Consider the following 5,038-nt stretch of genomic DNA (forward strand, 5'->3'; position numbering starts at 1 on the left):
GAATTTGGTACAATCGCAGCCATGATTCTAGCAGTTGCAATCATATCAATAATTGCAATCTCTGCAAAATCAAGACTTAGCATTATGCCAAGATACTAAATTTCATCTTTTTTCTCTTTTTCAGATCAAAACTAGCCTCTCAAAATATCCAATTCCCTTTTTAAGGAATTGTGCAATCTACGGGGTTTATTTTGAGATCTTCTCCATGTTTACTTTCGGGTGTTGAAAATAGAATAGCACTGTGCCGTTAGAAGCACAGTGCCAAGAGGTGATAGAAATGAGCAAAAACACGGTCTTATTCTATGATCTCAAGAGAAGTTCTAACACGACTCTTGAAGTCATTTTTAGAATAAGAAACAATATCTTGTTTCTCATTGCAAGATCCCATACCAAAATCTAACTTAAAAACCATTACTGGTTTATCCGATCAAATTTTTAAAAAAATACCGCCACTACGATTTTTTTCGTAGTGGTCATTGTATTATACGGATCTGTTAAATTCAGGTGGATATAGATCAATTTATGGTAGAAATCGAATATAAGCCGATTCAGAAGATTGTGGTTCACGAAATAATGAAAAATTCCATGGATGAGTTTTTAGATAATTTTGTAAGACCAATTCCTCCAAATGTTCCACCTGTAATTGCACGATGGATAGATGGGATCGTGTTTATTTTTCAAAGTTCCCCACGTTCTCCAGAGACTACACGAGAATCTTTAGAAGGAACAGTTCACTGGGAAATTGTCAATTTTACAGAAATGAATGAGTATATGGAGACATTAGTAAATCCTAGAAATCAATCTATGATCAAAGTAATTGATAATACATCAAATACTGCTGTTTCTGATTTTATACGATGGTTAAAGAAACAACCACAATGGTTTCCTAATTAATCAAAGACTCTTTTTTCAAACCTATTCTTGTTCGACAGTATCAGACCTAGCACCAAAAATGAATTTGGTGATTAATGCAAATACATAACCAATGGTGAGACCAACGGCAAACAAAAGTGCTTCTCCACTTACCTTATCAAAAGCAACCAATACAGACATTGCAATTATTACAGAGCCAAGAAATGCCAACAGTAAAGCAACAATCTTTCGATCATGTTTTGCAGTAAGTTGAATTGCATCTGTCTCATGCTTTGAATTATTATCTCTGAATGACAGATATTTTTCTGCTAGTATCCCAATACCGCTGAAAACGGCCTCTATTTTTTCAGGAGTCCAGTCAATTCCTTCTTTCTTGTCTTCAGGTTTTTCACTCAAGAATAACCTATTACCTGAAGAAAGTAATAATCTTATTGATCTAATTTTCACTAGGAAAGAAAGCTCATCGTCCTAATATGCCATTGTTGATTATTGTGGGTATGAAATTCCCCATTTCAAATACTTCTCTTGTTGTAAATTATCCTAGACATTCTATGTTAGATCAAGAAAAAGTACTAATTGTCATTATTAGAATGACCGCACAGTCGGTTAAATCTGTGAAATTATTTCTGCAAAATGGAGATGTTCACTCATGAAGTTTTCAATTAACTTTGACTTGCATTTTGAATCAGAGTTTTCCATTTGTTCTTACCTGCAATCTTTATCCCACAAGCTTCGGCAGGTGTTTTCCCGTCTAAACCCATGTGGCTTCTTACGTAGTTGTGGTAAATCTGATAGCCTGAAAGGATTGGCGTGTCTTCTTTCTTTAGCCCTCTCATTATTTTCTCTCTATCTCTTATTTCTCCGTTGAGTCTCTCCATCTTGTTGTTGTTCATGTCGTTTTTGAAGTGGACATGGCGAATGTGGATTGACTGATCTTTCTTGTATCTGGAATACCATTCCTTTGTATGGGCTTGTGCAAAGTTTTTAGCTCCATCAGAAATCAAAACTTTGGGTTTCTTTCCTGCAACCTTGACACTCTCCCTGAACATTGGTCTTACATCATCAGTATTCTTGTGAGTTGAGACCTGTTTTGCAATCCAGAATCTTGTCTCATCATCCATCATAGCAAAGAGGTATTTTCTGTCTCCCTTGATTCTCAAATAGAGCTCGTCTGTTCTCCATTTGTCTGAGACCTGCGGAGTGATTTTTTCAAGATATTTTTCCATAAGATTTGTGTATTTTCTAATCCAATTCCAGACGGTTTTGTGAGTCACTTTTACTCCCTGCAACTCCAAGAATTTCTGAGTATTTCTTAGAGATTCTCCAGTGAAATAAAGCTGTAATGCCGAGGTAATAATTTGTGGACTTGCTTTCATCTTCTCAAAGCCAAGATTAATTGAAAATTTCTTGTTGCAATCCCTGCATTTGAATCTCTGAATGTCATAGTTTTTGTTGTGTCTGATTCCGTCTTTTTTGATGTTTGTTGAGTGGCATTTTGGACATGAATTATTTTGAATCTCATTGATTGTTACTTGTTCTTTTACTGTTTTTCTAATTTCTAACGAGACCTCTACTGCATGAATGTGTTTGCAACAAACTTGTCTGAAGCAGTGGTCAGGACAGGTACAAGTCCATCCGTTTTCTGTGGCAATAACGTCATACTGTTTGTTATTTGATTGTGATTTTACAAGATAGTGATCCTCGTCAATTCTAGTAATTTGATCTTGTTTTTCTGCTATCTTCTTTCCTTTTTCTTGGCGTTTGTTGTTTAATTCCATTAGATATCTATTGGTATATAGATAGCATTATACTTATAAAGATACCTATACATATCTAATGGTATATGGCAATGAAAAAGTTCATGGTATCTGTGCCTAAGGAGATGGAGAAGATACTAGAGAAAGAACGTAAGGAAAGATTGTTAGAAACAGTGCCAGAAACTATTAGGGTCATCTTAAGTGAATATCTTAGATCTGAAGCTCGATCAAAATGAACAGAAGAGAAGAAATCTATAATAATAAATCAAATGGTGTGATAGTAATAGTATGTTAGAGCAATTAAAGAAACCGGATTTTGGAAAAAAATTTGAAAGAATTCAAGACCAACGATTAGCATTTGAATTTGCAAATAATGTGGTGAAATTATTTGATGAAAAAGATTTGGATAAAGATAGTGTTGCAAGTGCAGTCAAAAATGTATTGTCTGATATAAAGAAAGATGATTCAGATTTTGCTGAATTAATAATAGAAACAATCAGAACTGATTTTAAAGACCTGAATACAAAATACAATATCGTATAACTTAGTATCCAGATTCACGTAAATCTTTGTTGTATTTTCTTCGTAAGTTATAGTACGCTTCTTCTGTAGTGTTGTCTTTAACTGCTTTTTCCAAAATCGAATCAAAATATTGGCTAGCTGATTTTGATTTGTCTCTGTCTCTATTTTCTAGACGGAATAATTTTCTAATTGCTAAGAAAATAACTACTAGAAATATGATGGTAACTAGTATGATGTTTGGATAATTTGCTTCGACAATTTCACTAACAATACTCCATATGGCAAACAGATGAATAATTTGAATAGTAAGTGTAGAACCCAGAATGATGTCCATCAATCCCAATTCTTCCTCAATGTGACTACTTTGGAATTTTGTGACAATAAACGAACCAAATGTGAAGAATGCAAAAATGGTTGCTGAGGCAATTATCATATCTCCTTTTGACAATATATCTTTGGTTGAGGTTAATTCTTCTAAAATAGCAGATAATTCAGAATTGTCCTCTTTAATCTCAATAGGAGTCACAGAAGTGATGTTAAAAACAAAGGTTTTGTTATCTATCTGTTGTACCGAAACATCTGCATAGATCGGCATAATTGTTAAGGCAGTAAAACAACAAATGATTAGAAGTGATTTGTTCATCATGTCCTTTTTAGATCAAATTATGATGTTGTGAGTTAAATGTTTAGTAATAGGATTTAACTAGGCATGAGAAGTATATTGGACATGGCACGATTACGTAGAAAGACAAGAGAGAGTTATCTGTCAAGCATAGTGATTGGAATAATGTTAGTAATCGTAGGTCTGATTGTGGTAGATATACAATTACCTAGTATTTCCATGGAAATTATAAAATTTGTAGGGATTGTGATTATAGGATTTGGCATATTTAGCATAGTTAAAAAATTCTTTTGAATAACCCCCGAAGTAAACATGGAGAAGATCTCAAAATAAACCCCGTAGATTGCACAATTCCCTTTTTAAATATACATAAATACCAAGAATGCTGGGTTCAATTAGTATGAATTTTAAACGTTCTACAACATCAATGGCAATAGTCCTCATGGCAGTGTCATTAATTTCAGTGACTTCAATTCAACAAGATGCTTTTGCTCAAAGTCTAGGAATGTCAATTACAGCAACAGCTGATAAAGGATCCGACACCATTATGGTAACAGGCAAAACTATCTCAGATATTACAGACATTACATTTAGAGTAACATCTCCAAGTGGTAACAATGTAGTAGCTTTGGGACAAATTTCACCTGATGCAAATGGAGACTTTGCAACTGAATTCAAAATCGGACCTCTTTGGAAAGAAAATGGATTCTATGAAATAACTGCAATGCAAGGCGTACAACAAAATTCATTGTATACCCTTAACGTACTTGTTGAAGTAACAGATGGTATGGCAGAAAGAACTTCTGTAACTGAATCTAATTTAGAAACAGGACTTCTTGGAAACCCAGAAGAACCAAATGTTGCAATGGCTACAGGACTTGAGCTTGATATGGCACAATTTGTAAACGGATCTGACGAGTTTACAGTTTCCGGTATCACAGACAGAGTTAGTCAAGACATCACAATAACTATTGTTGCACCAAATGGAAATGTAGTAACAGTTGCTCAGATTTCACCATCACTTGATGGAGAATTTGAGAAAGTCATTACAGTCGGCGGACCATTATGGAAAGAAAATGGTTTCTATACTGTAAATGCAAAACAATTTGACGATCCATTGTACACTGATTCAATCGAAGTAGATATCTTGGATGGTACTGTAGTTCCAGAATTTGGTACAATCGCAGCCATGATTCTAGCAGTTGCAATCATATCAATAATTGCAATCTCTGCAAAATCAAGACTTAGCATTATGCCAAGATAC

General features: G+C 34.3%; 7 protein-coding genes. 4 read left to right on the forward strand and 3 right to left on the reverse strand.

The window, feature by feature from the left end; genetic code table 11:
- Positions 1–12: 12 nt before the first annotated feature.
- Both Q0941_RS03030 and Q0941_RS03035 read left to right on the forward strand, forming a co-directional pair.
- The gene (locus Q0941_RS03030; RefSeq protein ID WP_299291251.1) at positions 13–99 is read left to right on the forward strand and encodes a hypothetical protein; all 87 of its coding nucleotides are present in this window, start codon (positions 13–15) and stop codon (positions 97–99) included.
- A 423-nt stretch (positions 100–522) separates the two neighbouring features.
- Positions 523–894, forward strand: a complete 372-nt coding sequence (locus Q0941_RS03035) for a hypothetical protein (RefSeq protein ID WP_299291239.1) — start codon at positions 523–525, stop codon at positions 892–894.
- 21 nt (positions 895–915) lie between these two features.
- Here the strand turns inward: Q0941_RS03035 and Q0941_RS03040 are convergent, their stop codons facing one another.
- Both Q0941_RS03040 and Q0941_RS03045 read right to left on the reverse strand, forming a co-directional pair.
- On the reverse strand, positions 916–1,269 hold the full coding sequence (locus tag Q0941_RS03040) for a hypothetical protein (RefSeq protein WP_299291241.1): 354 nt from the start codon (positions 1,267–1,269) through the stop codon (positions 916–918).
- A gap of 266 nt (positions 1,270–1,535) precedes the next feature.
- Complete coding sequence (locus tag Q0941_RS03045) at positions 1,536–2,651, reverse strand: DDE-type integrase/transposase/recombinase (RefSeq protein WP_299291243.1); 1,116 nt, start codon at positions 2,649–2,651, stop codon at positions 1,536–1,538.
- A gap of 267 nt (positions 2,652–2,918) precedes the next feature.
- Here Q0941_RS03045 and Q0941_RS03050 point away from each other — a divergent pair, with 267 nt between their 5' ends.
- The gene (locus tag Q0941_RS03050; RefSeq protein ID WP_299291245.1) at positions 2,919–3,173 is read left to right on the forward strand and encodes a hypothetical protein; all 255 of its coding nucleotides are present in this window, start codon (positions 2,919–2,921) and stop codon (positions 3,171–3,173) included.
- Between the two features lies 1 nt (position 3,174).
- Here Q0941_RS03050 and Q0941_RS03055 read toward each other — a convergent pair whose 3' ends face one another.
- Positions 3,175–3,795 (reverse strand): hypothetical protein, encoded by a 621-nt coding sequence (locus Q0941_RS03055; RefSeq protein ID WP_299291247.1) that lies wholly within the window; start codon positions 3,793–3,795, stop codon positions 3,175–3,177.
- Positions 3,796–4,174: 379 nt separating this feature from the next.
- Here Q0941_RS03055 and Q0941_RS03060 point away from each other — a divergent pair.
- Positions 4,175–5,038 (forward strand): PEFG-CTERM sorting domain-containing protein (locus tag Q0941_RS03060; protein WP_299291249.1); only part of this gene is annotated, 864 nt, incomplete at its 3' end.

This window comes from Candidatus Nitrosopumilus sp. (genome assembly GCF_028278985.1).
GTDB lineage: Archaea > Thermoproteota > Nitrososphaeria > Nitrososphaerales > Nitrosopumilaceae > Nitrosopumilus.